At 71.6% G+C, this 22282-nt stretch carries 19 protein-coding genes and 2 pseudogenes; 15 read left to right on the forward strand and 6 right to left on the reverse strand.

Annotated elements, in window-relative coordinates:
- The 3 genes from ACXJMZ_RS16235 to ACXJMZ_RS16245 all read left to right on the forward strand — a co-directional run.
- Positions 1-497, forward strand: a 497-nt coding sequence (locus ACXJMZ_RS16235; protein WP_457030750.1) for a pyridoxamine 5'-phosphate oxidase family protein, incomplete at its 5' end; no start/stop codon positions are given.
- A 150-nt stretch (positions 498-647) separates the two neighbouring features.
- Positions 648-1898 (forward strand): IS256 family transposase, encoded by a 1251-nt coding sequence (locus ACXJMZ_RS16240; protein ID WP_457030751.1) that lies wholly within the window; start codon positions 648-650, stop codon positions 1896-1898.
- The gene (locus ACXJMZ_RS16245) at positions 1895-2365 is read left to right on the forward strand and encodes a hypothetical protein (RefSeq protein ID WP_457030752.1); all 471 of its coding nucleotides are present in this window, start codon (positions 1895-1897) and stop codon (positions 2363-2365) included. The genes ACXJMZ_RS16240 and ACXJMZ_RS16245 overlap by 4 nt, the downstream gene beginning before the upstream one ends.
- Positions 2366-3072: 707 nt before the next feature.
- On the opposite strand, the gene ACXJMZ_RS16250 is transcribed toward ACXJMZ_RS16245, so the two are convergent.
- On the reverse strand, positions 3073-5130 hold the full coding sequence (locus ACXJMZ_RS16250; RefSeq protein WP_457030753.1) for a DUF7927 domain-containing protein: 2058 nt from the start codon (positions 5128-5130) through the stop codon (positions 3073-3075).
- A gap of 377 nt (positions 5131-5507) precedes the next feature.
- On the opposite strand from ACXJMZ_RS16250, the pseudogene ACXJMZ_RS16255 reads away from it, so the two are divergent.
- The 10 genes and pseudogenes from ACXJMZ_RS16255 to ACXJMZ_RS16300 all read left to right on the forward strand — a co-directional run.
- Positions 5508-6050: pseudogene (locus tag ACXJMZ_RS16255) on the forward strand (GNAT family N-acetyltransferase); the annotation flags it as partial.
- 21 nt (positions 6051-6071) lie between these two features.
- Positions 6072-7328: an NAD(P)/FAD-dependent oxidoreductase gene (locus ACXJMZ_RS16260; RefSeq protein WP_457030858.1), complete on the forward strand. Its 1257-nt coding sequence runs from the start codon at positions 6072-6074 to the stop codon at positions 7326-7328.
- Between the two features lie 118 nt (positions 7329-7446).
- A complete protein-coding gene (locus ACXJMZ_RS16265; protein ID WP_457030754.1) occupies positions 7447-7836 on the forward strand; it encodes a DUF302 domain-containing protein in 390 nt (129 codons plus the stop codon).
- A 105-nt stretch (positions 7837-7941) separates the two neighbouring features.
- Positions 7942-10110: an MMPL family transporter gene (locus tag ACXJMZ_RS16270; RefSeq protein WP_457030755.1), complete on the forward strand. Its 2169-nt coding sequence runs from the start codon at positions 7942-7944 to the stop codon at positions 10108-10110.
- A gap of 107 nt (positions 10111-10217) precedes the next feature.
- Positions 10218-10484 (forward strand): metal-sensitive transcriptional regulator, encoded by a 267-nt coding sequence (locus ACXJMZ_RS16275; RefSeq protein WP_457030756.1) that lies wholly within the window; start codon positions 10218-10220, stop codon positions 10482-10484.
- 247 nt (positions 10485-10731) lie between these two features.
- Positions 10732-11625, forward strand: a complete 894-nt coding sequence (locus ACXJMZ_RS16280) for a universal stress protein (protein WP_457030757.1) — start codon at positions 10732-10734, stop codon at positions 11623-11625.
- A 48-nt stretch (positions 11626-11673) separates the two neighbouring features.
- On the forward strand, positions 11674-12195 hold the full coding sequence (locus ACXJMZ_RS16285; RefSeq protein WP_457030758.1) for a flavodoxin family protein: 522 nt from the start codon (positions 11674-11676) through the stop codon (positions 12193-12195).
- A 188-nt stretch (positions 12196-12383) separates the two neighbouring features.
- The gene (locus ACXJMZ_RS16290) at positions 12384-14774 is read left to right on the forward strand and encodes a glycoside hydrolase family 65 protein (protein WP_457030759.1); all 2391 of its coding nucleotides are present in this window, start codon (positions 12384-12386) and stop codon (positions 14772-14774) included.
- Positions 14775-14875: 101 nt separating this feature from the next.
- Positions 14876-15106, forward strand: coding sequence for a hypothetical protein (locus tag ACXJMZ_RS16295; RefSeq protein WP_457030760.1), 231 nt, complete (start codon positions 14876-14878; stop codon positions 15104-15106).
- Positions 15107-15129: 23 nt separating this feature from the next.
- A pseudogene (locus tag ACXJMZ_RS16300) lies at positions 15130-15437 on the forward strand (nicotinate phosphoribosyltransferase); the annotation flags it as partial.
- Positions 15438-15458: 21 nt separating this feature from the next.
- Here ACXJMZ_RS16300 and ACXJMZ_RS16305 read toward each other — a convergent pair.
- Positions 15459-16100 (reverse strand): Rv1733c family protein, encoded by a 642-nt coding sequence (locus ACXJMZ_RS16305; RefSeq protein WP_457030761.1) that lies wholly within the window; start codon positions 16098-16100, stop codon positions 15459-15461.
- A gap of 318 nt (positions 16101-16418) precedes the next feature.
- Positions 16419-16928 carry a flavodoxin domain-containing protein gene (locus ACXJMZ_RS16310; RefSeq protein WP_457030762.1) on the reverse strand — a complete coding sequence of 170 codons (510 nt, stop codon included), beginning with the start codon at positions 16926-16928 and terminating at the stop codon, positions 16419-16421.
- A gap of 189 nt (positions 16929-17117) precedes the next feature.
- Here ACXJMZ_RS16310 and ACXJMZ_RS16315 point away from each other — a divergent pair, with 189 nt between their 5' ends.
- Positions 17118-17663 carry a flavodoxin domain-containing protein gene (locus tag ACXJMZ_RS16315; RefSeq protein ID WP_457030763.1) on the forward strand — a complete coding sequence of 182 codons (546 nt, stop codon included), beginning with the start codon at positions 17118-17120 and terminating at the stop codon, positions 17661-17663.
- A 13-nt stretch (positions 17664-17676) separates the two neighbouring features.
- Here the strand turns inward: ACXJMZ_RS16315 and ACXJMZ_RS16320 are convergent, their stop codons facing one another.
- From ACXJMZ_RS16320 to ACXJMZ_RS16330, 3 genes are all read right to left on the reverse strand, one after another.
- A complete protein-coding gene (locus ACXJMZ_RS16320) occupies positions 17677-18114 on the reverse strand; it encodes a universal stress protein (RefSeq protein ID WP_457030764.1) in 438 nt (145 codons plus the stop codon).
- Between the two features lie 66 nt (positions 18115-18180).
- Positions 18181-21105 (reverse strand): ABC transporter permease, encoded by a 2925-nt coding sequence (locus ACXJMZ_RS16325; protein WP_457030765.1) that lies wholly within the window; start codon positions 21103-21105, stop codon positions 18181-18183.
- Between the two features lie 3 nt (positions 21106-21108).
- Positions 21109-21834: an ABC transporter ATP-binding protein gene (locus ACXJMZ_RS16330; protein ID WP_457030766.1), complete on the reverse strand. Its 726-nt coding sequence runs from the start codon at positions 21832-21834 to the stop codon at positions 21109-21111.
- A 194-nt stretch (positions 21835-22028) separates the two neighbouring features.
- Between ACXJMZ_RS16330 and ACXJMZ_RS16335 the strand changes: the two genes are divergently transcribed.
- The gene (locus ACXJMZ_RS16335; RefSeq protein ID WP_457030767.1) at positions 22029-22280 is read left to right on the forward strand and encodes a DUF1918 domain-containing protein; all 252 of its coding nucleotides are present in this window, start codon (positions 22029-22031) and stop codon (positions 22278-22280) included.
- The last annotated feature ends 2 nt before the right edge of the window (positions 22281-22282 follow it).

Raw genomic sequence — 22282 nt, forward strand, 5'->3', positions numbered from 1 at the left:
CCCGGCCGGCCATCCCGGCCGGCCATCCGGTGCTGGAGGAACTGGCTCCCTCGGAGTGCTGGGCGAAGCTCTCGCCCGGCGGCGTGGGCCGGGTCGCCCTGTCCACGCCGGACGGCCCGCTGGTTCTGCCCGCCAACTACCGCGTCCTGGACGGCACCGTGCTCTACCGCACCACTGCGGACAGCGTCCTCGCCACAGCCGCCGGCAGCCGGGTCGCCTTCGAGGTCGACCGGCTCGACGAGGCGTTCAGTAGCGGCTGGAGCGTTCTCGTCACCGGCACGGCTCATCAGGTCACCGACCCGGAGGCCGTCACGTGGTTCAAAAAGCACGCCGACCCCCGGCCGTGGGCAGGAGGACAGCGCGACACCTGGCTGAGGATCACGCCGACCGCGATCACCGGCCGCCGAATCCGTACCACCGAAACGTTACGCGCGCACAGGACCGCGACCCCCGAGCCGACCCCCAGCCGGTGCTGGCGGTCGGCTCACAGCAGTTGAAGGGAGTACCACGATGGCCGCCAAGCCGAGCAATGCTCAAGACTTGTGGATCGGTTCCGGGATGGCGTGCGGAGGGCGTACCTTCCCGAATGATCCTGTGATGGTCACCGAGTAGGCCCGCGTTGCAGCGCGGGTCGGGAAGGCACGCCCGTGCTCAGCGTAGTCACCGACGACGGCTCCACCCAGTCCGGCTCCCTGATCGACGAGATCGTCCGCGAGGACGCCCGCCGGATGCTAGCCGCCGCGCTGGAGGCCGAAGTCAACCAGTACATAGCCGAGTTGGCCGCCGAGACCGACGAGGCGGGTCGCCGCCTGGTGGTCCGCAACGGCCACCACCGACCCCGGACCGTGGTCACGGCGGCCGGCCCGATCGACGTTACCGCGCCACGGGTGAACGACCGCCGCATCGACGAGTCCACCGGCGAGCGCAAGCGGTTCTCCTCCAAGATCCTTCCGCCCTGGTGCCGCAAGTCGCCCAAGGTCAGCGAGGTGCTTCCGCTGCTCTACCTGCACGGCCTGTCGTCTGGGGACTTCGTTCCCGCGCTGGAGCAGTTCCTCGGCTCGGCCGCCGGGCTGTCGCCAGCCACAGTGACCCGACTGACCAAGCAGTGGGGCTACGACCACACCGCCTTCCAGGAACGGGACCTGTCGGACCGCGACTTCGTCTACGTGTGGGCCGACGGCGTCCACCCCAAGGTCCGGCTCGGGCAAGCGCACTCGTGCGTCCTGGTCCTGCTCGGCGTCCGCATCGACGGCACCAAGGAGCTGATCGCGCTCGCAGAGGGGCTGCGGGAGTCCACCGAATCGTGGGCGGACCTGTTGCGCGACTGCCGCCGACGCGGCATGCGCGACCCTGAGCTGGTGGTCGGCGACGGCGCGATGGGGCTATGGCGGGCTCTGGCCGAGGTGTTCCCCGCAGCGCGGCATCAAGGGTGCTGGGTCCACAAGGCCCGCAATGTCACCAATGCCCTCCCGAAGTCCTCACAGCCGGTCGCGACGAAGGCCATGCAGGAGATCTACAACGCCGAGGACCGTGCCCACGCCGAGCGGGCGATCGAGGCGTTCACGCGCACCTACGGCGCCAAGTGGCCGAAGGCCGTCACGAAGATCACCGATGATGCCGAGGAGCTGCTGGCGTTCTGCGACTTCCCGGCCGAGCACTGGATCCACCTGAGGACCACCAACCCGATCGAGTCAACGTTCTCCACGGTCAAGCTCCGGACCAGGGTCACACGCGGCGCCGGCAGCCCGGCCGCGGCACTCGCGATGGTGTTCAAGCTGGTGGAGTCCGCCCAGGCCCGATGGCGCGCGATCACCGGCGCCCACCTGGTCCCCCTGGTCCGCGCCGGCGCCAGATTCGAGAACGGCCTCCTTGTCGAGCGACAGGAGCAGGCCGCATGAATCACCACGATGCCTCGCGGGATGAGCCGGCCGAGCACCTCCGCTTCTGGGCCTACCTGAGCGCGCTGGAGCAGGTCACCGACGCCGACGAGGCCCACCTGGTCAGCGAAGTCCTCACCGACCCGGACCAGGCGATGGCCCAGTCCGCCATCCTTCGGCACCTGGACCGCCGGGCCACCGAACTCCACCCGGGACCGGCCTACGAACCCTGGGCCGCCTCGATGGCCCAGGTCGCGGTCCACCATTCATTGCTGACCCGGCGTCTGCGGGAATGGTCGCTCTTCCGAGCCATCACGCTGAATCGGGCCTGGCACCCGGACGTCCTGCTCGACTCATCCGACTGGCTTCAGCTCAAAGCGGCCGCCGCGTCGAACACCGACGCCATCGAGATCCTCGCCCAACACGGACGTACCAAGCGGATCCGCAACACCGCCAAGACCAACATCAAGCAGCAGGGCTCGCGCTGAACTACACGTCAACCCATCCACAAGTGCCTTGACTATTGCTCGTCGGTCCACTCCCTTATCTCGGCGACGACGGCCGCGGAGGGAGTGGGACGCCCAGGAACGCCAGGCCGCCGACAGCTGACTGAACCACGTCCCACACGGCACCCCCGAGCAGGTCACCACCCCACCTGAACCAGGTCCAGCGGGACTCCGGAGCCGACGAGCTCATGATCGGCAGCGTCGGCCACTCCGTCCAAGCCCGACTGCGCACCACCGAGCTGATCGCCGACGCCTACGGCGCGCCCGACAGCCCTCACTAACGCGGGACGGGCGGCCATAACAACCACCACCATCAACCTCTACGGCCACCTCTTCAAGCAGTCCGCCGGCGATGCCGTCCTCGCCCTCGCCCGAGCACTCGACGGCGTACAGCCAGCCAGCCTCGTGCTGTCCCCGGCGGCGAGGACGATATGCCGCTCGCGGCATAATCCAGCTTGTCTTCGCCCAGCGGCTGATCGGGATTATCGGCCGTCGGCGTGGGAGCTGCGCGCTGTTTGCCGGAGACGGGGTGGCTGTCAGCAGCCACCGCCAACCTTCCCGCATGCCGCCAACTGCCGCCTCCGTCCGTGTTCCGCTCAGCCGCGCTTTCACCTCCCTCTCGGGCGCGGGGCAGCCCCCGGGCTGGGTGGCGCGGGGGCTGCCGGGTCGTTACCGGTGTTCGGATCGGTTCAGCTGCGGCTCCGGCGGCGCACGACGGCGGTGAGGAGGATTCCGGCAGCGAGGGCGAGGGYGGCGGCCAGACCCGCATACCGGATGAGGGGTTTGCCGCCGGTGTCGGGCAGCGGGGCCGGATTCGGGCTGGGACTCGGACTCGGGCTGGGACGCGGGCTGGCGCTCGGGCTCGGGCTCGGGCTCGGGGCGACCTTTCCGTGGGTGGAGCAGTCGGTGTCGCTGGAGCCGACGGCGCAGTTGGAGCCTGCGGGGCCGACGATCGTGTTGTCGAGCCGGTGGTCGCCGATGTCGGGATTGTCGGCTGTGACCGAGTAGGTGATCGTCACGGTTCGGCCCGCGGGTACGTCGCCAGTCCAGGAGAGCACCGGGGCCGCGTAAGTGACGGTGCCGGAGGTCGTGGTGGCGTCGTTGCCCCACGTCGCGTCGTCCAGCACGTTCGTCAGGTCGTCGGTCACCGTGGCCCCGGTGTATGTGCTCCCGTTCGGGTTGGTGACCTTGAGCGTGTAGGTGACCCGCTGACCGGGCTCGGCTGACGAGGCATCGGCGGTCTTCGATACGACCAGGCCCCCGACGGTGAGGTCGCTGCTGCAGTCGGCCTCGCTGCCCGTGAGGCAGTTCGAGTGGCGGTCGCCGGTGACGTGGTTGTCCAGCTTCCGGTCACCGGTGTCCGGGGTGTTCACCGTCACCGAGTAGGTGACCGTCGCGCTCTGCCCCGGTTGCAGTGTCCCCGACCAGGACAGCTTCGGCGCCGCGTAGGTGACGGTGCCGGAGGTGGCGCCGGCGTCGTCGTAGACCGCGTCGTCGAGTACGCCGCTGAGGTCGTCGACCGCTGTGGCGTCCACCGGCAGCGTGCCGGTGTTCCGCACCACCACCGTGTAGGCGACCTTGGTGCCCGGCGCGATACTGCTGCCCGCAGCCGGGTTCGCCGTTTTGGTGATCTCGTACTGGGGGGTGTCGAACACCACGGTGGCGCAGGCCGGCGGCAGCACCCCGACCAGGTCCGACGTGTTGTCGGCGCAGTTCCGGTAGGTCCCGGCCGTGCCCGAGGTCACGTCCACGCTCAGGGTGCAGGAGGCCTGGCCGGCGTCCAGGTCGCCTGACAGGTCGACCGAGGTGCCCCCGGCGGTCGCGGCGACCTTGCCGTTCGTGCAGCTCGTGGTGAGCTTCGCCGTGCCGGCCACGGTCAGACCGGGCGGCAGGTGGTCGGTGAATGACCAGCCCTGCTTCGCGAGCAGGTCCGAGGTGTTGGTCACCGTGAACGTCAGCGTCGAGGTCGCGCCCACCGCCACCGGGGACGGCGAGAACGACTTGTCCACCTGGGGAGTCACATCGAGCACCTGGATGTCGTCGAACGCCGCATCGTTGCCGACCGGCGTCGTCTCGGCGTTGCGCATGACCACGCCGACCGAAGTCCCCGGATAGAGCTTCGGCTTGTCGGCGGCCTTGTGCACCACGAAGACGGGACTCTGGACCCCCGGGTACTCCTTCCGGTCGGTGTCGGTGCAGGGGTTGATCGGCTCGTCGGTCACCGGGTACTCGGTGGTGCCGTCGACCAGGTCGAACTGCAGCCTGGGCCCGACGAGGTTGCAGTTCCCGGCGCCGGAGGTCACCGCCGCCGTGAGGAACCGGTTGGCCGAGCCCAGGGGGATCGGCTCGACGGTCCGGAACTCCACGGCGTCCACCGGGACGGCCTGGTTCTTGGTGAACCCGGCCACGGCGTGGTTGGACGCGGGGACCGGCCGCCCCTCGTAGGACCCGATCCCCGCGGTGATGTCACGCAGCTCGTCCCAGAAGAACGCGTCCTGGCACTCGCTCAGCCCCTGCCCGAAGCCAGCCGAGTCCGTCTTGTTCAGCACCCACCCGTTGCAGTCCTGGAGCCAGGCGGGGTCGGCGGTGTACGTCTCGCCCGACGCGCCCTTGTACGAGGACAGCAGCACCGGTTCCGAGCCCGCGGCGACGTTCTCGAAGTCCTCGTCGTACACCTTCACAGGTGCCGCCGGAACTCCGGCCGTGCGCGGGGCCCGCGAACCGCCGGCCTCTCCCGCGGCGGTCACGGCAGACTTCGCACGCGGCGCACGGTCCTCCGCCTTGAGTGCATCGGCGGACGGCACCAGCCCGGCAGATGCAGCCGCGACGCCGACCGCCAGCGCGACCGCCGGTGCCCATCTGGGGATTCCATACCTCCCCCTGGTCGACCCATTACGGCGCATATGCTGCTTTCCCTCCGTAATCCTGACAATGTCGGAAAGCTCTCATATGCTCCTAATTCGGCGTACGCGGACACGCACATGATCCCCGGGAGCCACCTGATTGCCCTTCGAACGGGGCGTCCTGGTCGAACGACCCGAGGCCCGAGCGGCATGAACGCCACCCCTGGCGCCGGCCGGAAAATCGGCGGCAGGCCCGGCCATCCCATGGTGAAGATCGCGGCATGGCCAACTTCCTGAAGACCGACCGGCTCGTCCTGCGCGCGTTCACGGCGGCCGACACCGACCGCCTGCTCGCCCTGGACAACGACCCCGAGGTCATGCGCTTCATCAACGGTGGCCGTCCCACCAGCCGCCAGGCGATCGAGACGCGGACGCTGCCCCGGCTCCTGCACGATTACCCGTGCTGGGAGACCCACGGCTACTGAGCCGCGCAGGTGAAGACCACCGGCACCTTCCTGGGCTGGTTCGAGTTCCGGCCGGTGGAGGAGCACAGCACCGCCGTGGTCGAACTCGGCTACCGGTTGAACCAGGCGGCATGGGGGCACGGTTATGCCACCGAGGGATCCCGGGCCCTGATCCACAAGGGGTTCACGGACATGGAGGTCGAGCGGGTCACGGCGAACACGATGGCCGTCAACACCCGTTCCCGTCGCGTCATGGAGAAATCGGGCCTGTCCTTCGTCAGGAACTTCACCGGGGACTGGCCGGAGGCGATCGAGGGCTCCGAGCACGGCGAAATCGAGTACGAACTCACCCGGACCGAATCCGCCAAGCCGCGTGTACTGGTGCTCTGCGGAGGCTTCGCCGGGCTGGAAACGGCGTTCGCCCTCCGCCGACAAGTCGGCGAGCGCGTGGGGCTGACGGTAGTGGCCGACCAGGACTCGTTCTTGTTCAAGCCCAACACGATCTACATCCCGTTCGGACGCGACGAGGACTCGCTGCGCATCCCGCTGCCGGGGACGCTCGCCCGCCGCCGGATCGCCCTCCAGGAGAGACGGGTCGCCGAGGTCGATCCGGATGCCCGCGCCGTCGGCCTCACCGACGAAACCCGGCTGCGCTACGACTTCCTGGTCATCGCCACCGGTGCGGCGATGCGCTCGCAGGAAGTGCCCGGTCTGGCGGAACACGCGCAGACCATCTGGACCCCCCAGCAGATGCGTGCCCTCGGTGGACACCTGCGCGAACTCGAGTCCGCCGTACGGGCCGGACGACACCGGCGGGTGCTGTTCCTGGTACCGCCGAACAACAAGTGCGCCGGACCGCTCTACGAGATCGTGCTGATGCTGGACACCTGGCTCCGCCGGTCGGCCGTCCGCGACGGCGTCGAACTCACCTGGCCCACCTACGAGTCGGGATACATCCAGGCCTTCGGCCCGCGCCTGCACGAGGTGGTCAAGGCCGAGTTCGCCCGGCGCGACGTCCACGGGCACACCGACGCCGTCGCGGTGAAGGTCAGCGAGCAGGAGGTTGCATACACCGATGGGACGATCCGCCCGTTCGACCTGCTCGTCTCCTTTCCTCCGTACGTGGCCGCGGTCGACTACCCCGCCCTGGCCCGCGACGACCGGGGCTTCCTGACCACCGAGCCGTCCACCCGTCGCCTCGTCGGGCACCCCGAAATCTACGCACCCGGCGACGCTGGCGACTTCCCCGTCAAGCAGGCGTTCCTCGCCTTCCTGCAGGCCGACGCCGTGGCCGACGACCTCGCGGCCGTCATCGCTCCGTCGACGTCCCGGCTGCCGAAGCCGTTCGTCCCGACGAGCATGTGCGTCATGGAAACGCTCGACAGCGCCACCTTCGCCCAGGTCCCGCTCGAACTGTCCGGCGACCCGGCGCACCCGGTGCGCGTCGCGCGCGGAGCGGGGGGCGCGTACCGGGTCGGGACATCCCCGCTGTGGCGGCTCGGCAAGAAGGCGCTCGGCGTCTACCTGCCGGTCCAGTTCCGAGCCGGGCGCCCATTCCACCAGGGCCTCCCCTGGCGAGCGATGCAGCTGGCCCTCGACGGCATGTCTCGCGTGCTCGCCGCCGGCCCGTCCCACTGAGCGACCGACGTCCACCAAGCCCGCCCGGATACACCGGGGGGTATTTGGCGGCCGCCCGGAAGGGCATGTACGCTCCGATACCCAGGGGGGTATTAAAGGACCACGACCGGAGGCACCCATGGACTACGCCATCACCGCCACCCTCGACCTCCCCTTCGCCGAGGCGGTCGACCGCGTCCGCGACGCCCTGGCGGAACAGGGGTTCGGCGTCCTGACTGAGATCGACGTCCAAGCCACCCTGCGTGCGAAGCTCGGCGAGGAGATGGAGGACTACCTCATCCTCGGTGCTTGCAACCCGCCCCTGGCGCACCGCGCACTGACGGCCGACCGGCAGATCGGGCTGCTGCTGCCGTGCAACGTCGTGGTGCGCTCGGTCGACGGCCGGACCGTGGTGGAAGCCGTCGACCCCGCGGTGATGGCGCAGATCAGCGACGCGGCCGCCCTTGGACCCATGGCGGACGAAGCCGCAGCCCGCCTGCGCGCCGCCATGAACTCCCTGCACGACTGAGACCCGCCCGACCGGCCCTGGCGATCGCCCACGGGCCCGTACCGCCCCCTGCCCCGATGGATACCCCGGGAGGTATATCCCGGGCCTGCCCCACAGGAGAGCCGCGTGACCGCCCCCGAAACCGCCCTGACCGACATTCCGCCGACGCCGCCATCGCCCCCGGCAACCCGCCTCGGTGTACTGGGGCGCCTCGGAGTGTGGTCCTTCCACCACTTCCGGGCTGTCCTCACCGGATGGCTGCTGGTCGTGCTCGCCCTCGGCGCCTTCGCGCCGCAGGTCACCTCCGCGCTGTCCGGTGCGGGCTGGCAGGCCGACGGCTCTGACTCGGTGAAGGTCCGTCAGCTGGCCCAGCAGCACTTCGCGGGCAACGCCTCCACCGCTCTGCAGATCGTGGTGAGCGCCGACCGACCGGTCGCCGATCCCGCCGTCCAGCAGGTCATCGCCAGGGCAGGTGCGGTCGCCGCCGCCGACCCGAGGATCTCCACCGTCGTCCCGCCGCAGCCCGGCGCCACCATCAGCCAGGACGGCCATACGGCGATCCTGCTCGCAGGAGCCAAGGCGTCGCCGGACGACATGGTCCGCGCGGCGGACGACCTCAAGCAACCACTGAATGCGCTCTCGTCGGACGGGATCAGCATCCACGCGACCGGCGCCTCGGTGCTGTGGAGCGACTTCAACAAGGCGAACCACGACGCCATGATGAAGTCCGAGATCATGTCCTGGCCGGTCACCCTCGCCATCCTGGTCCTCGCCTTCGGGTCCCTGGTCGCCGCCGGACTGCCGCTGCTGCTCACCATGGCCGGGCTGGCCGCCTCGGCCGGCTCCCTGGTCCTGATCAGCCACCTGTTCCCGGTCTCCATCTGGGCGATGAACTTCGCCATGATGTTCGCCCTCGCCCTGGGCATCGACTACGCGCTCTTCCTGGTCGTCCGCTTCCGCAGCGCCCGGACGCGGCACTCCAGGGGCAGCGCCGAGGCCGTCGCGGAGACGATGGACACGGCCGGCAAGGCGGTGCTGCTGTCCGGCGCGACCGTGCTGGTGAGCCTCTCCGCCGTGATGCTGGTTCCCTCGCCGGCGTTCCGGTCGATGGCCGGCGGCATCATGCTCGCCGTCCTGTTCGTCCTCGCCGCCACCCTCACCCTGCTGCCCGCGGTCCTCGGCAGGCTCGGCCACCGCGTCGACGCTCTCGCCCTGCCGTGGGTCCGCTCCGGCGAGCACCGCTCGCAGCGCTTCGCCGCCTGGGGCGAGCGCCTCTGGCGGCAGCCGGTCCGGTACGGGGCTCTCGCCCTGGCCGCACTCGTGGCCCTGGCCGCACCGGTGGTCGGACTGCGCACCGCCATGCCGTCGATCGACGTCATCCCCGCCCATGACAGCGCCCGCGCCGGCTACACCGCCGTTCAGCAGGCGTTCGGCGCCGGGGCACCGGGGGCCCTCCAGATTCTCACCCCCACCGAACGCGCCCCGGACGTCGCCGCTCAGCTCGCCGTCACCCCCGGTATCGCCGGCGTGATGCCGGCCCAGGCGGCCGCCGACGGTTCGAACTGGTCGATGATCCAGGCCGTCCCCGCCGTCGACCCCTCCGACCCGGGACTCGGCGCCATCGTCGACACCCTGCGTGCGGATCTCCCGCACGACACTCTGGTCGGCGGCGCGGCCGTGGAGAACCTCGACCTGCAGCACCTGCTCACCCAGAAGACCCCGCTGGTCATCGGCGTGGTCATGGGCCTGGGCTTCCTGCTGCTTCTGGTCGCACTGCGCGCTCCGCTGATCTCCGCCCTCGGCACCGCCGCCAGCCTGCTGTCCACCGGAGCGGCCTTCGGCGTCGCCCGGCTGGTCTTCCAGGACGGCCACGGCTCCGGGCTCCTCGGGTTCCACCCGCAGGGCTTCCTGGACGGCTGGGCACCGGTGTTCTTCTTCGCGATGATCTTCGCCATCGCCATGGACTACACCGTCTTCCTGCTCGCCTCCGCCAAGGAGCACTACGAACGCAGCGGCGACCCCCGCGAGGCCATGGTCGGCGCGCTCGCCCACTCCGGCCGGGTGATCTTCGCCGCCGCCGGTGTCATGGTGGCCGTCTTCTTCACCTTCGCCCTCTCCGGACCGCTGCCGCCGAAGGAGATGGGCATCGTCCTCGGGACGGCCGTGCTGTTGGATGCGGCGCTCGTCCGACTCGTCCTGCTGCCGGTCCTGCTCCGGCTCACCGGGCGGGCCGCCTGGTGGACTCCGGCCTGGCTGGACCGCACCCTGCCGAAGATCACCTTCGCGCACGGCTGACCGCCGGGTACGTACGGGGCGGCCCCACCGCCCCGTACCCCTGCCAGACCGGGGCTCGATACCCCTAGGGGTACCATGCAGGGGGCGATCGAAAGCGGAGGTGCACCATGCAGGTTGACGAGGACGCCGTCGGGGCGGTGCTGAACCGGCTCCGCCGCGCCCAGGGCCAGCTGGCCGGTGTGATCGCGATGATCGAGGCCGGCCGCGACTGCAAGGACATCGTCACCCAACTGGCCGCCGTCTCACGGGCCTTGGACCGGGCCGGGTTCAAGATCGTCGCCAGCGGGATGCGCCAATGCATGGCCACCGCCGACGGCGACACCCCGCCGATGAGCGAGGCCGAGCTGGAGAAGCTCTTCCTCACCCTCGCCTGACGTTCCCGCCGCTGCCGGGCCCGTGAGCCCTCCCGGCACGTCAGGACACGACCGGCGGCGCACCTCGCGAGTCGGGACCTCCCGCCGCCCGGATGGGGCCGAACGGCACCGTTGGCGGCCGACCGTCCCGGGAAGACTGGGAGTGCGGGAATCCGCAGGCACCCAGGGAGAACGCCATGAGCGAGTACGACCAGCGCCCCGCGTGGCGAGCGGGCCGACCGGCCGCTTCGACGCTGCGGAGGGCATCATGAACGGGCCGGTCGTCGTCGGATTCGACGGGTCGCCCGAGAGCGTGGCCGCCGCCGACTGGGCGGCGCGCGAGGCGAGGCGCCGGGGAAAGCCACTGGAGCTGGTCCAGGCCTGGCCCTGGCACGGGGCGCACGTGCTCGGCAGCGATGATGCCGTGCGATGGGCCAAGCAGCGGCTGGCCCGCAAGGAGGTCGAGCTCCGCGCGCTGCTCTCCGGCGTCGAGGTGAGCGCCGCGCACATCCCCGACACCCCGGCCGCCGTGCTGGAAGCGGCCGGGAAGAGCGCCTCGCTCCTGGTGCTCGGCTCCCGTGGGCTCGGCAGGTTCCGCGGGTTCCTGATCGGCTCCGTGAGCCAGGAGGTGCTGGGACGGGCTTCCTGCCCGGTGGTGGTCATCCGAGCGGGTGCCACCGCCGCTGACGAGCACCTCCCCGGGACGGACGGCCCGCCCTCGACCGGCACCCCGTACCGCGAGGTCACCCTCGGACTGGACCTGCGCCATCGCGCCGACGAGGTGATCCGCTACGCCTTCGAGGCCGCCGCCCTCCGGTCGGCGCCGCTGCGCGTCGTGCACGCCTGGGGGCCGCCAAACGGCGGCGAGTACCTGGCCCTCGCCGCGATCGGCAACCTGGCGGCAGAGCTGTCGGCGGCCGAGCAGCAGAAGCTCGCCGACACGCTGAAGCCCTGGCGGGAGCGCTTCCCGCAGGTGGAGGTCACCACCACGACCGTGCTCGGCAGCGCCGCCCTCACCCTGGTGGAGGCCACACCGCAGGCGGGCCTGCTGGTGGTCGGCCGCCGCACCCGCCGCATGCCCCTCGGTCCGCATCTCGGACCGGTTGCCCACGCCGCCGTCCACCACGCACCGTGCCCGGTGGTGGTCGTTCCGTTCGACTGACGCCCCGACACCCCGGGGCAGGATGAAGAGAGTTGAGGTGAGACACCGATGCAGGCAGTGATCGTGTACGAGAGCATGTACGGCAACACCCGCGAGATCGCCGAGGCGATCGCCGAGGGTGTCCACCAGGCCGAGCCGGAGGCGTCGGTCAGCTGCGTCCCGGTCTCCGAAGCGGGACCGGACGTCACCCGGGCGGCCGACCTGCTGGTGGTCGGAGGCCCGACCCACATGCACGGGATGTCCACCGGCATGAGCCGCAGGCTTGCGCACTCCGCCGCCGGGAAGGGCGAGACCCCGCACGAGACGGAGGCGGTGGCCGAGAGCCCGGGACTGCGCTCCTGGTTCCATGACCTGCCGCAGACCGAGCCCGGCACCCATGCGGCGGCCTTCGACACCCGCGCCGACTTCCGGATGGCCGGCGGCGCGGCCAACGGGATCGCCCGCCGGCTCTCGCACCACCACTACGACGTGATGGTGGAGCCGGAGGGCTTCATCGTTGAGGACGCCGAAGGGCCACTGCGAGCCAGGGAGCTCGATCGGGCCAAGGCCTGGGGCGCGAGCCTGGTCTGACGCCGTGTCCGGCTCTCGTCAGGCGCGCTCGGCTCGGTCGGTCGGCACTGCGCCCAGCACGCCTCCTGTCCCGTGGTCGTAGCCCGGGGAACGAGCGCTGAGCCCCGCCGGGGATGCCGGGGCGCGGTGCCCGGATTAGCGTGGCACTCCCACGTCCCAACTCCAGCTCCGCTCGTGGAGGTGCCTTGATGCGCCGACCGTCCACCGACGCCTGGCGGCTGACGTACGAGGGCTATGACCCGGCCACGGAGGGCGTGCGCGAGGTGCTCTGCGCGGTCGGCAACGGCTATCTGGTCAGCCGGGCGGCCGCGCCCGAGTCCGAGGCCGACGGCGTCCACTACCCCGGCACCTACCTGGCAGGCTGCTACGACCGGACGACCTCGATGATCGGGGACCGCGCGGTCGAGAACGAGGATCTGGTCAACTGCCCGAACTGGCTCCCGTTGACCTTCCGGCCGGCGGGCGGGGAGTGGTTCACCGGACCTCCCGAGGCCCAGCGCCTGGAGCTCGACCTGCGGCAGGGGGTCCTGACCAGGCACGCCCTGGTGGTGGACGCGCGGGGCCGCCGCACCCGGCTGGTGCAGCGCCGGATCGCCAGCCAGGCACAACCGCACCTGCTGGCCCTGGAGACCGAGCTGCTGCCGGAGAACTGGTCGGGCCGGCTGGAGGTCCGCTCCGCCCTGGACGGCACCATCACCAACAGCGGTGTCGCCCGCTACCGCGGCCTGACCGGCCGTCATCTCGAGCCCGTCGGCCAGGGCGTGGAGCAGGACGGCGTCCTCTGGCTCGAGGTCGCCACCACCGCGTCGGCGCTGCGCCTCGCCTTCGCCGCCCGTACCCGCGCCCACCGGAACGGCACCCCCGTACCGGTCGGCCGCACGGAGGAGATCCGGGACGGCTGGGTGGCGCAGATCCTGACGCTGGAGGCGGAGGAGGGTGTGCCGGTGACCGTCGAGAAGACGGTCGCGGTGTACACCTCCCGGGACCCGGCCGTCGGTGCACCGCTGCGGTCTGCCCGGCTACTCGCCGCGCGGGCCGCAGGCTTCGACCGGCTCGTGCGCGAACACGCGGTCCGCTGGACGGAGTTGTGGCGGCGGTGCCGGATCGATGTGGACTTCGACGGCGTCGGGACGCTCCACCTGCACCTGTTCCACCTGCTGCAGACCTACTCCGAGCACTCCGTGGACCTCGATGTCGGGGTGCCCGCCCGGGGCCTGCACGGCGAGGCCTACCGAGGGCACGTCTTCTGGGACGAACTGTTCGTCCTCCAGCTGCTCAACCTGCGCTTTCCCGAACTCGCCAAGGCGGTGCTGCGCTACCGCCACCGCCGCCTGGACGCCGCCCGCCAGAACGCCCGCGACGCCGGTCTGCGCGGCGCGATGTACCCGTGGCAGAGTGCCAGCGAGGGCCGGGAGGAGTCACAGCAGCTTCATCTCAACCCGCTCTCGGGGCGGTGGCTGCCCGACCACAGCCACCTGCAGCGGCATGTCGGCTCGGCCGTCGCGTACAACGTCTGGCAGTACTACCAGGCCACCGGGGACACGGACTTCCTCGCCACCACCGGCGCCGAGATGCTGCTGGAGATCGCCCGGTTCTGGGCGACGGCGGCGACGTACGACCCCGTGCGCGAGCGCTATTCGATCCGCGGCGTGGTCGGCCCGGACGAGTACCACGACGGCTACCCCTGGACCGACCGGCCAGGCCTCGACGACAACGCCTACACCAACGTGCTGGCCTCCTGGGTCCTGGCCCGCGCCCAGGACGCCGTGGACACGCTGCCGGAGTACCGGCGCGAGGAACTGCTGGAACGACTGGAGCTGGACCGGGAGGAGCTCGACCGGTGGGAGGAGGTCCGCCGCCGCCTGCACGTGCCGTTCCACGACGGCGTGCTGAGCCAGTTCGAGGGCTACGACCGCCTGGCGGAACTGGACTGGGACCGCTACCGGCGCCACTACCCGAACCTCCAGCGGCTGGACCGGATCCTGGAGGCGGAGGGCGACAGCGTCAACCGCTACAAGGCGTCCAAGCAGGCCGACGCACTGATGCTGTTCTACCTCTTCTCCGCCCACGAGGTACGCGACCTGCTGCGCCGGCTCGGCTACCCGGCCGGACACGAGCTGCTGCGCCGCACCGTCGACTACTACCTGCGCCGCACGGTACACGGCTCCACTCTCAGCGCGGTGGTGCACGCCTGGGTGCTGGCCCGGTCGGACCGGCGCGCGTCCTGGCAGTTCTTCCGCGACGCGCTCGCCGCCGACCGCCAGGACCTCCAGGGCGGCACCACCGCCGAGGGCATCCACCTGGGCGCCATGGCCGGCACCGTGGACCTGCTGCAACGCTGCTACACCGGCCTGGAGATCCGCGAGGACGCCCTCTGGCTGGACCCCCGGCTGCCGCACGCGCTCGGCCACCTCGAACTCGACCTCCGCTACCGCGGCCACTGGGGGGTGACGGTCGCGGTGGACAGGGCCACGATGACGGTCAGTCTTCGCGAGAGCCGCCAGAAGCCGGTCCAGGTACGCGTCCGGGGCACCGCCACGACCGTCCGCCCGGGTGAGACCCACACCTTCTCGCTGTAAGCCGGTGTACCGCCGCACTGCTCCCTTCCCCCCCCCGGTCGGCAGCGCGGACCCGAGGTGGGACGCTGGTCGGGTAGGCATCTCCGCAGGAGGTGGCAGCGATGATCGCCGCACTGGTCCGGGTCCTGAACCTACTGGCAGCGGGGCTGAGACGGCTCGGCCGCCCGCGAGCCGCGGCCGTACCGCCCCCGGCCACCGCTGACGAGACCGAGCAGCAGGTGTCCGCGGCGCTGCTGGCGGGCCGGATCGGGCAGGCCGAGTACCGGGCCCGGTTGGAGGAACTGGCCAACGCGGACGACGCCCGCCGCCCGCTCGAAGTGCCGCCGCCGTAGACCCCTTGCCACATGGCCGAGCGATGTCACGGGCAAGGATCACCGACCTGTACGAGGTGACGATGGCCCACTCGTACCTGCTGGAAGGCATGACCGCTCCGGCGACCTTCAGCCTGTTCGTCCGGAGGCTGTCGCCCGGCCGGGGGTTCCTGGTCGCGGCGGGGCTCGAACCCGCGCTTGACTTCCTCACAGGCTTGCGGGTCGACGAGGACGACGTCGTGGCGTTCGCGCTCGGCCGCCCCGGGAACTGGGGACACTGCTCGGGCTCGGCTTCGCCGGCGAGGTGCGGGCCGTTCCGGAAGGCCGGACCGTGCAGGCCGGGGAGCCGCTGTCGGTCAACCTGGTCGGACTGTCACCGGTCGCCTGACTCCGGGCGGCGGCTGCGGCCGGACCAGAGCGGCTCCACCTGCTCCCACGCGGGTTCCCAGGCCAGGTCGGCCCGGTGGTCGAGCAYACGGCGGCGGACGACGTAGCCGATCCCGATCGCCGCCCACAGACCGGCCAGTGCCCCGACCCCGTAGCCGGCTGCGGCCACCGCGATGTCGGCGGCCTGTCGCGGCGGAGCGGCGGCGGCACCACCGTCGTCCACCCAGATCTGCACCGCGGTGCCGGCGGCGGTACCGCTCGGCACCTCCACCGTGCCACTGCTCGGGCTAGCCGACGGGTAGTCCCAGGCTGCCTGGGCATGGGCAGATGCGGCCACCTGCGCCGGGTCGTCGACGGCGGCGGAGAGCGTGGTGGCGGTCACCTGGTGCCGGTGCGGCGCCGTCTGCCGGGCGTCGGACTCCATGCTTCGCAGGAGCACGAGCGTGATCGCCGTGGCGAGCGCCAGGGAAAGCGCCAGCGCGAGCGACGCGCCACACAGCAGGCGGCTGCGCGCTCGGTCGGTCCGCCGGCACAGCGGGTTGTGCTCGCGGCCTGTGGCGCGTCGCAGGTGGCAGACCAGGGAATTGTGCGCGGCGGCCCGCCTGTGCGGTGCGGACGCGGTGGTCATGGCGCGCCTCCTGGATCCCGAACGACCGTACGCCGGTGGCGTCCGGCGTGCTCCTCATCTGGAAGTCTGGCTCGCGGTCGGGCCCAGTCGTAGGGCCCTGCGGGCCGAGAGGTGGGCCGGTCGGCCTGGTTTCTCGGCGACCCGGCCTCGTCACGAAAGCGAGGTCGCAGCGGGCCAGGAGGGCGAACGCGGCCGCGATCCCGGCCGGCACAGCGAGCGAGGCTGGTCGACCCGATGGTCCGGCCGTAGCGCTCGGTCAGTTCGCCGAGCTGGATCGCAGGGGCACGGACCCGCCTCCTACCGCAGTCCGCCGGTCCGCTACGCGTCGCCACGGGAGCGCAACTCGCTGCCGACCTCGTGGGCCCAGGTGCGGATCTGCTCGGGGTTGCGGAAGTCGCCGCCCTTGCCGTGCCTGACCAGGGCGCGGGCGATCCAACCGGGCGTCTCCGCCGTGATGCTGCCGCCGAAGGTGACGTGTCCCTGCGCGTGCAGGTGCTCCATCTCCTTGGCCGCGGCCCGCACGGGCGGGATCTCGTGCTGCTCGGCCGAGCTGTCGACCGGGCCGCTGCTGAACAGCCACACCGGCCGCTCCGCCAGCGCCTCCGCGTTGCGATGTGCGCAGTGCAGCGCGTCGCGGTGCCAGTGCCCGGCGTAGAGCGAGCTGCCGAGGATCACCGCGTCGTACTCCGCCACGTCCAGAACGTCGGCGGCGGGGACGACCACGGCCTCGAAGCCGTCCTGCTCCAGGGCCTGTCCGATCTCCTCAGCGATACCCGCCGTCGCGCCGTGCTTGCTGCCGTACGCCACCAGGATCCGCTGCTTCTCCATCACAGACCTCCCATCATGACCGGTTCGCTGCTCGCCCTCGAGGACGCGGCCGACACGTCCAGCATCCGCCCGCGCGGGACGCCCCGACCAGGGCCGGACGCCCCCGCACCCGGGGGCGACCGGCCCTGCCGCGACGGACCGGCAGCGCGCTGTGCTGGAAACTGCGGAGACCAAGCCGGGAGGCACGACATGAAGGTGTTCGTCGGATACGCGAGCGCGCACGGCTCCACGCGCGGTGTCGCGGAACGCATCGCGTCGGTGCTGGGCGGCCACGGCCACCACGTCGTTCTGGAACCGCTCAACCGGCGCACCGATCCGCGCGGCTTCGATGCCGTCGTGCTCGGCAGCGCCATCCACGACGGGAAGTGGCTGCCCGAGGCCGTGGAGTCCGTCCGGCGGAACGCCGACGCCCTCGCCCGCTGCCGGGTCTGGCTGTACAGCGTGAGCCTGGTGGGCGAGCGAACCAGCGCCTTCCGCCCTGCCGTCGCACGTCGGCTGCGCCGACTGAAGGCGAGGCGTCGTCAGGCGGAGCTGCCGCCCGAGTTGGAGGCGGCGGTCCACCCGCGCGGTCAGCATGACTTCGCCGGCGCGGTGGCACCAGCGCACTGGCCGCCCGTCGGCCGGCTGGTGTTCGGCGTGATGGGGGGCCGGTACGGCGACCACCGCGACTGGGCCGAGATCGAGACCTGGGCCGACGGGATCGCCCGGGCCCTGGTGAACGGCACCGTGGAGTGACTTACCGGTCCGGTCACTGAGGCCGGACGATGACCACCGGGCATGTCGCGTGAAGCGCGCACTGCTGGCTGACCGAGCCGAGCAGGCTACGGGCGAAGGTCCCCCGGCCCCGGCTGCCCACGACGAGGAGCTCGGCTCCCTCGGCCGCGTCCAGCAGCGCCTCCGCGGGGTTGGCCCGAACCACCCGCGCACGCACCTCCACCGACCGGTCCTCACCGAGCACCTCGCGCACCTCGTCGTCCAACCGCTGCTGGGCGACCTGCACGTCGAGGTCGGCGTCGACGGCGGGCGCCGACCAGCCGTACATGGGCGGGAACTCCCAGGCGGTGATCGCGTCCACCGCACCGCCGATGAGTTCGGCCTGCCGCACCGCCCACCGCAGCGCGCCGTGCGAGGACGGGGAGCCGTCCAGGCCGACCACGACGCGGGGAGCCGACTCTTCGCTGCCCATTCCGCACCTCCTCGCTCGAGGAGACCACTTCCACGCTGCACGCGGATCGGGCATCCGTCCATCCGGTCAGTCCGGGAGGCGGACGGCGAGGGCGGGCCTGATCCGGGCGGCGTGCCGGGCCGGGCCGAGCGCGCCCAGCAGAGAGGCCGCGAGGGTGACGCCGGCCAGGGTGGCGATCGGGCCCCATTCGATCGGGAAGCCGCCTTCGAGGCCGCTGAAGGCGGAGCTCTTCAGGTACATCAGCCAGGTGGTGAGCACCCCGAGCAGGCCGCCCAGCAGAACGCCTTCCAGTGCGATGAAGCCGCTCTCCCACAGGAACGACCGCTCGACCGTGCGTGCCTGGCAGCCCAGCGCGCGCAGCACGCCGATGGTGCGCCGACGCTCTCGGACGGCGCGGACCATGACCACGCCGAGGCCGGTGATGCCGATCCCCAGGCCGAGGGCCAGGAAGCCCTGCATCAGCCGGAAGAAAGCCGTGTTGGCCGCGAACAACCGTTCCACATCGGCGGCGATCGGGGTGGCGACAAGGCTGGCCGAGAGGTGGTCGCCCTGGAGTCGGCCGGCCAGTTCCTCGGGCGTGACGCCGGGTGCGGTGCGCACCAGGGCGCTGGCCGTCTGGGCCTGCGGGCCGAACTGCCCGGTGACGCTCGCCGAGCCCTCCACCAGCGGGTAGACGGTGGCGCTGCTGCCGATGGCGGGGTAGAAGGCGAGGCCGCTGTCGAGGACTCCGGCGATGGTCTTCTGCTCGGTGCGGCCGCTCACCGGGTCGGTGAGGGTCAGCATGTCGCCCGGGGCGTAGAACTTGCCGCTGGGCCCGCCGGTGTGGCCGAAGAAGTTGTCCAGGACGACATACTCGGGGTGGGTGCCGAGTGCGGCCCATACGGCCGGGTCGTCCGGCAAACCGGGCAGGCGGTCATGGAAGCTGAAGCCGGTGGCCGCGTCGGCGGGGACACCGACCACCGCCGTCTCCAGCGGCTTGGTGGTGCGGTGACCGGGGTCGGTGGACTGGCCGCGCGCGTTGAGCAGCGGGGTGACGCCGGAGACCTGTCCCGCATACGCGGCGGAGCGCAAGCCGGCCAGCGGGTCGCCTCCGGTCGCCTGCGGGTTGTAGTCCAGCCGCAGGGTGTAGCCGGCGGTGGCGTCGGCTACCGCCCGGTCGACGCTGGCGTTCATGATCCCGGAGATCTGGGTGAGCAGGACCAGGACGAGGGTGATCAGGGTGTACATCACCAGGGTCGAGCCCGTGCGGAATCGCTTGGCGAGCGGGTAGGCAGCGGCGAGTCTGGCGGCCAGTCCCTGCTGGGTGGGCCGGTTCATCAGGCGGCGCAGCGGGCGTACCAAGGCGCGCTGGTTCTCGCTGACGAGGACGACGGCGGAGAACGCGGCGAGGCTGCCGAGGATGACGTAGACCGCCATCGACGGGGAGTCGAAGACGGCGGGGCGGACCACACTGGCGACCAGCGTCCAGATCAGGACGAGTCCGGCGGCCAGGCTGGTGGCCGCCCGGCGCGGCATCACCCGGCGGGCGGCGGGCACTGCGAGGGCCACGGCCAGGGCGGGGAGCAGGTAGGTCTGCTCGGCCTGGCTGCGGGCGATCGCGGGTACGGCGGCCACCGCGCAGAGCACGCTGAGGGCGCTGGAGACGACCAGGAGTCTGCGGCGCGTTCGGCGGCCGGTGTCGGCGGGCAGGTCGCGGATGGCGGCGATGATGTTGAAGCGGCTGATCCGGACACTGGTGGCGACGATCGCCGCCAGGGCGATCACCAGGCCGAGCGCTGCGCCGTTGAGCAGGCTGGTCGGGGTGATGGCGAAGGCGATGTCCAGGCCGCTGCCGTCCACCGACCAGCTGCGGAAGATCTGGGCGGCGATCACGGCCACGCCCCAGCCGACGCCGATGCCGATGGCCACCCCGGGCAGTACGGCGGCCAGGGCGTAGGCGGCGCCCTCAAGGGAGAAGGAGCCGACCAGCCGGGAGCGCTTGAGCCCGATCGCACGCAGCATGCCCAGGTGGGCCTTCCGCTCCTCGGCGAGCATCACGAATATGTTCACCAGCAGCAGCGCACCGGCGATGATGCTGAAGCTGCCGATCATCAGGAACAGCGCGCCGAGCGCGTCTCCGGTCTCCCGGGCCTGCTGGAGCACGGTGTGCTTGGGGGTGTCGACGGCGGCGCGGGCGGCGTCCGGGCCGAGCACGGTGCGGATCTTCGCGGTGACAGGGTCGGTAAGCTTCTCACCCGCCTCGACGCCGCCGCGGTTGGACACCATGGTCACCGTACGGGCCTGGTCGCCTGCGGCGTCGAGCGCGCCCGGGGGCAGGAAGACGTTGCGGTTGACCCGGCCGCCGAGGCCCGTACCGGCGAGGCCCTCCTGCGGGACGACCCGGGCGACGGTGTAGTCGACTGGTTGGCCGTAGAGGTACACGGTGATCAGCTGTCCCGCGCCGACCTTGAGGGAGTGGGCGAGGGGTTCGTTGAGGACGACCTGCCCGGGCGGCGGCGCCGGGCCGCTCAGCCCGGAGCCACCGCCTGCCGCGCCGAAGCGGGCGGCCGAGTCGAGGTCCAACTGCCAAGCCAGCACCCGGGGTTCGGCAACCGGAGTGGAGCCATTGCCGTTCGTGGCGGCGGCCTGGGTGACCTGGGCGGTCAGCACCCCGTCGACGTCGGGGTCGGCGGCGAGCGACTGGAGCCGGGCGGCGACGKCGCGCCCGGCCGAGGCATCGGTGCTGACGATCCGTTCGTCGACCGGTCCGAGTGTGCGGTAGGCCTCCTGGCGAACCGAGAAGTTCAGGGTGTCCCCCACGACGAGGGCGCCCACGATGATCGCGGTGCCGAGGACGGAGCCGCTGATCACCAGCGCTGCCTCGGTGCGCCGCCGCGCGACCTGGCGCAGCGCCAGCCGCCGGACGACCGGCTGACGGACGGCCACGAGCAGCAGTGCCAGCAGGGCGACGCCGAGAGTGCCAAGGAGCGGGAGCAGGAGGTTCGGGTACATCGATCAGCCCACCAGTTCGACCTTCCGGGTGTCGGAGACCAGCCGGCCGTCACGCATCCGCACCAGGCGAGGCAGCCGACGGCCGATCGCCTCGTCGTGGGTGACCAACACGATGGTCTGGCCCTCGTCGCGGTTGAGCGTGGTCAGCAGGTCCATCACCTGGCCGGCCATCGCGCTGTCGAGGTTGCCGGTCGGCTCGTCCGCCCAGACCACGGCAGGACGGGCGACCAGGGCCCGGGCGATGGTGACGCGCTGCTGCTCGCCGCCGGACAGCTCGCTCGGCCGGTGATCCACCCGGCGCTCGAGCCCGACCCGCTCCAGCATCGCGGTGGCACGGGCGCGGGCCTCGCGCGGCGCGACACCGGTGAGCAGCAGCGGGAGTTCGACGTTCTCGACGGCGGAGAAGACCGGGATCAGGTTGAAGGCCTGGAAGACGAAGCCCATGGTGTGGGCCCGGTGCTCGGTGCGTTCGGCGTCGGACATCGCGAACAGGTCACGGCCCTCCACCTCGACCCGCCCGGCGTCGATGTCGTCCAGGCCGGACAGGCAGTTGAGCAGGGTGGTCTTGCCGGAGCCCGAGGGGCCCATCACCCCGACCAGCTCCCCCCGCTGCACGGTCAGGTCGAGCTCGCGCAGCGCCGTCACCTCGACCGTTCCGGTCCGGTAGACCTTACGGACTCCGGTGGCGGCCAGCAGCGGGCGGTGTCCGTCGCTCGTCCGGGTGTCCATGGCCGCCTCCTCGCCGTACGCACGGGACGTTCCCTGCTCTCCAGCCTCGCCGTGGCCGGCGGCCCGCCCAAGGTCTGGTCGGCCCGTCCGGGTGGTCCGTTCGGCCCTGGTACGGGCCGGGGCCGGGCGGTTCCACTGGGAGGTACGGGTGGGCCGCCCCGGACGCCCGGGCACGAGGACACCTGGAGGCGACCATGAAGGCCAGCGTCGGGGACCGGGTCATCGTGGAGGGCACTCGCCCTGGTACACCGCGCCGCGACGGCCGGATCGTCGCCGTGCACCACACGGACGGCAGCCCGCCCTACGAGGTGCTCTGGTCGGACAACGGGCGGATCTCACTGCTCTTCCCCGGCCCGGACGCCCACCTGCACCACTACCCGCACGGCGACCGCGAGGAGACGCCCAGCCGAACCGACCCGCAGTCGCTCCACACATTTGCGGACTGAGC

The organism is Kitasatospora sp. P5_F3, assembly GCF_054049135.1.